General features: G+C 46.9%; 4 protein-coding genes. 3 read left to right on the top strand and 1 reads right to left on the bottom strand.

Going from position 1 to position 4,065, the window contains the following annotated elements:
- The first annotated feature begins 190 nt into the window (after nucleotides 1-190).
- Nucleotides 191-1,621, top strand: a complete 1,431-nt coding sequence (mobV, locus tag EVJ21_RS15095) for a MobV family relaxase (protein WP_131490794.1) — start codon at nucleotides 191-193, stop codon at nucleotides 1,619-1,621.
- Between the two features lie 231 nt (nucleotides 1,622-1,852).
- Here the strand turns inward: mobV and EVJ21_RS15100 are convergent, their stop codons facing one another.
- Nucleotides 1,853-2,047, bottom strand: coding sequence for a hypothetical protein (locus tag EVJ21_RS15100; protein ID WP_131490795.1), 195 nt, complete (start codon nucleotides 2,045-2,047; stop codon nucleotides 1,853-1,855).
- 486 nt (nucleotides 2,048-2,533) lie between these two features.
- Here EVJ21_RS15100 and EVJ21_RS15105 point away from each other — a divergent pair, with 486 nt between their 5' ends.
- On the top strand, nucleotides 2,534-3,394 hold the full coding sequence (locus tag EVJ21_RS15105) for a protein rep (protein WP_370259234.1): 861 nt from the start codon (nucleotides 2,534-2,536) through the stop codon (nucleotides 3,392-3,394).
- A gap of 129 nt (nucleotides 3,395-3,523) precedes the next feature.
- Nucleotides 3,524-3,829 (top strand): hypothetical protein, encoded by a 306-nt coding sequence (locus tag EVJ21_RS15110; RefSeq protein WP_131490797.1) that lies wholly within the window; start codon nucleotides 3,524-3,526, stop codon nucleotides 3,827-3,829.
- The last annotated feature ends 236 nt before the right edge of the window (nucleotides 3,830-4,065 follow it).

The raw sequence follows: 4,065 nt of genomic DNA on the forward strand, positions 1-4,065 counted from the left end.
GGAGTGTCGATTCCGATAGGGATTGATGCTCCCTTTCTCGTGGCCAGACACGAGAACAGCCTTTGGTTTTAACCTCGTAGAGACCGCCTCTTGCTTGCAAGAGTATAGCGGGCTATACTCTTAAAAACAGCCCGACGAATTCCGCCCCTCGTTCCACCTCGGTTCTCGTCGTACATAAGGAGGAAAAACCATGGCATTCGAATTCGCTTGGAACGCTCAAAAAAACCAAATGAGTGACGTGAAAGGCAAAGAACGAGAACAAGAACGAGAGGGCAAAATCAAGAATGAACGGATCGATCCAACCCGAACCCACCTCAACTATGATTTCGTCAAAAGCAATGTCGGTCTCTATGAACGGACAAAAGAAAGACGGGACGAACTGAAAAAAGAAGGCAGCCGTGTTCAGAAAAATTCGGTCGTCCTGTATTCCAACATCATCACGATCCCGAAAGAAGAAGCGGACAAGATGACGGACAAAGAACATGAGAAATACTTCAAGAGTTGCTATGAATACTTCTGTGATCGGTACGGTAAGGAGAACGTGATGAGTGCCAAAGTTCATCTGGACGAGACGACACCCCATATGCATCTTCACTTCATGCCCGTGAACAAGGAAAACGGGAAGTTGCAAGCAAGGACGGTGATGGGGCCGAGGGCGTTGAGAGAAATCCATGACCAACTGCCGAGGTATCTCCAACAGCGTGGCTTCGACGTGTTACGGGCGAGCGGAGAGAAGACGATGGAGAAGCTGAACATCCACGAATACAAAGCGAGAGAGGACATGAAACAAGAAGTCGAGGTACTCAAGAAGCAAGTCGGTGACCTCGACTTGGAGTATTCGATCACCCGAGCGGAAATCCGTACCCGAAAAATGATAGCGAGCGAGGAAGTCGGCAAGGCGAAAAAGGAGTCGGACGAGCAAATCGTGTCGGTTCGGAAGCAAGCGGATCGGAAGATTGCGATGATCCAAGAAGAAGTCTCCAAGTTTGAATACGACATAAATCGACATCGTGAACACCTGATTCTCGATACCGACGACGTGAAAACCCAATTGGAATCGACCAAGAGAGACCTCGATCACTACGGAAACCAACTCCAAGAGCGAATCGATTCGCTCAAAGAGTTGAACTTCGACGAGCGGATCGACTTGAATCTGAAGCCGAACTTTATGAAAAAGGTGACGATGGCGAGCGAGACGTTCGAGGAACTGAAGAAGCGAGCGGAGTCTGCGGAGAAGATGCAGCGGGCGCTGCGGGCATCGGAAAAAGAGAATAAGTCGTTGAAAGAGTCCAATCAGTCGAAAGACAAGGAGTTAAACGAACTCCTAGGATTGCGGATTGAGAACCGCAAACTCCAACGAGAGGTCGAGTTCTTCAAGCAGGTCATCGAGAAAATCAAAGTCTTCATGGCGACGTTGGTCCAACATAAATACCGATTGTCGCCAAACCAGATGGAGCAGGTCGTTGGCTATGCCAAATTCCAAGCGAAGGATCGGCTGGGAAGAAATCAGGACGTGGATCTCCAAAACGAGTCCGAAAAGAAAGGCTTCGACAAGGCGAAAGGAGATTTCGAGGAGCAACGGAAGGAGTTGCGGAAGGATTCACTCGATATGGGACGCTAGAAGCCCGTATGAGTGATTCCAGGCCGTTATGGTGGTCAATGTAACGGAATAACGAATTAGACCCTCTGAGACGCTTCTGAAGCGTCCTAGAGGGTCTTTCGTTGTGAGTATAAGAGTTGACCATCTGGAAAGCCCCAATACCCTCTCGTTTGGTTTTGCCGTGTTCATACGGCGAAACCTGCCAACCGGCGAGGGAGCCCCTCGGGATCGAGGGGTTGGGGAGCCGATCTTTTAAATACCTTGGACCTCTTCAATCATTACAATGTGTCGATTGAATATTATATCTTCTGCGCCTTCCTTGTCTTCAAGTATCAAGTGTCCATCAGGACCAAATTGCTTCATGAGTTCTAAGACTTCAGAGCTCTTCTTAAACGATGCTGGCACAGGGCGTTGAGTTCCATTACTCAAATGTAAGACTACTGCCATTTTATCACCTCCTCAACTTACAATTTTATGCAAAAAAGTGAGGGATGTAGAGGTTTTGTTTTTTAGTCTTTCTTATCTTGATAATAAGGGTAACTATTTATGCGCAAAAAAAGGGGCGAACAAGTGACTGAATCCCTTGCGCCCCAATGGTTTATAAAGAAAAAAACTTGCGTTTCCGTGTATAGTGTTTTAGCATTTGAGTTACCACACACAAAACTAAAAACACGAAACGGAGGCAAGTCCTTTAGCTTATGCTGTTAAGTACCCTTTTTGTGCAGTCCACAAAACGGTGCTTCAACATGGATTATAGACAAAATGACACCCAAAATACAAGACCCTATTGCACAAATCAAACCGAAAAAGTTAGATAACCTACGCATGTACGAACTGACGAAGAATCATCTTTCCGAAAAAATGCAGGAACTGTACAGAGAGTGTGGCACGTTCAACCTGTATGTTTCCACGGCTGACAAGGAGAAGAAGAAGATGGTCGGTGGCAATCATTGCAAGAATCGTTTCTGCCCGATCTGCGCTTGGCGGAAGGCGAGGAAAGATGCGATGGCGCTTTCTGTGGTGATGGAAGCGATGCACACGGAACATGATGTGAAGTATCTCTTCCTGACGTTGACGACCCCGAACGTTCGGGCGGACGAGGTGAAGTCGGAAATCGCGATGATGAACAAGGCGTTCCACAAATTGTTTATGCGGAGTAAAGTTAAAAAAGCGATTGAAGGATATGCCCGGAAGCTGGAGATGACGTACGACAGCAACCCGTTAATCACGACACCCTTGTTTGCGAGAAAGCAGTCGTACTACGAACGACGGGGGCTGAAAGTCGGGGACGAGAACCCGACTTACGATACATACAATCCCCACTTCCATGTCGTGTTGGCGGTCAAAAAGTCGTACTTCACTTCTCGGAACTATATCAATCGTGACGAGTGGTTGGAAATGTGGCGTGAAGTCACTGGAGACTACACGATCACCCAAGTCCACATCGAACGGATCAAGGAAAAACAGACCGGCAATGCGGTAGCTGAAATCTCGAAGTATGCGGCCAAGAGTAACGAGATGGGCGTGAGTGCCGAAGTGTTCGATATCTTCTACAAATCCTTGAAAGGCAAGCAGGTCATTGCTTTCAGTGGTCTCTTTAAGGAATACATGACGAAGTTCAAAGATGGCGAGTTGGATCATTACATGATGAGAGACGCCAACGAGTATTTCTACAAAATCATGGCGAGGTGGCGAGCCGATCAGTCGGATTTTGTACAGGAGTACATCGAACTGACGGAAGAAGAGAAGCGGAGATACAACAAACAAGCGATTGATGAAGCAGAGATTGATTGAACAAAAAAAGAGTGCAGGCGACCGGCGAAGTCGTCTGCACTCTTTTGTTCGACGGATCTACTACGCGACGAACACCTTCAAGGAAATACTTGCTATGATTATACCAAATATATGTCGAGGTGGGATAGCATGTCGGAATTTGTGGTCAATAAAGCAGGGGCAAAACTTTATTCGGACGTATCGAAACACGAAGAGTTGCAGATTAAAGAATCTAAAATCTATCACGTTCTATCTGTCGGTGTTGTTGGTGGTCAACGAACGGCAATAGCAACAATCAAAGAAGATGATGGATCTGCGGTTGTTTACCGACTACCTTATCAGTTGGATGATTGGGTTCAAAGTTCTGTCGTGATGGCTCATGGTGGTTTAGATCTTTTTCCCTCAGATGTTGAATTTGGAGTGATTGACGAAAGGATCTATGCTGAGATTCTTTGAAATTCCAATTGAGTGGCTGCATCGTCTGGAGACGATGCTACCATTCGAATGGAATACACTTTCATGATCCAGTGACCGAGGGGGAACGGGTCGGGGAAGAAGGGTTTAGGGAGTGTCGATTCCGATAGGGATTGATGCTCCCTTTCTCGTGGCCAGACACGAGAACAGCCTTTGGTTTTAACCTCGTAGAGACCGCCTCTTGCTTGCAAGAGTATAGCGGGCTATACTCTTAAAAA

This window comes from Exiguobacterium sp. SH0S2 (assembly GCF_004337185.1).
Lineage (GTDB): Bacteria > Bacillota > Bacilli > Exiguobacteriales > Exiguobacteriaceae > Exiguobacterium > Exiguobacterium aurantiacum_A.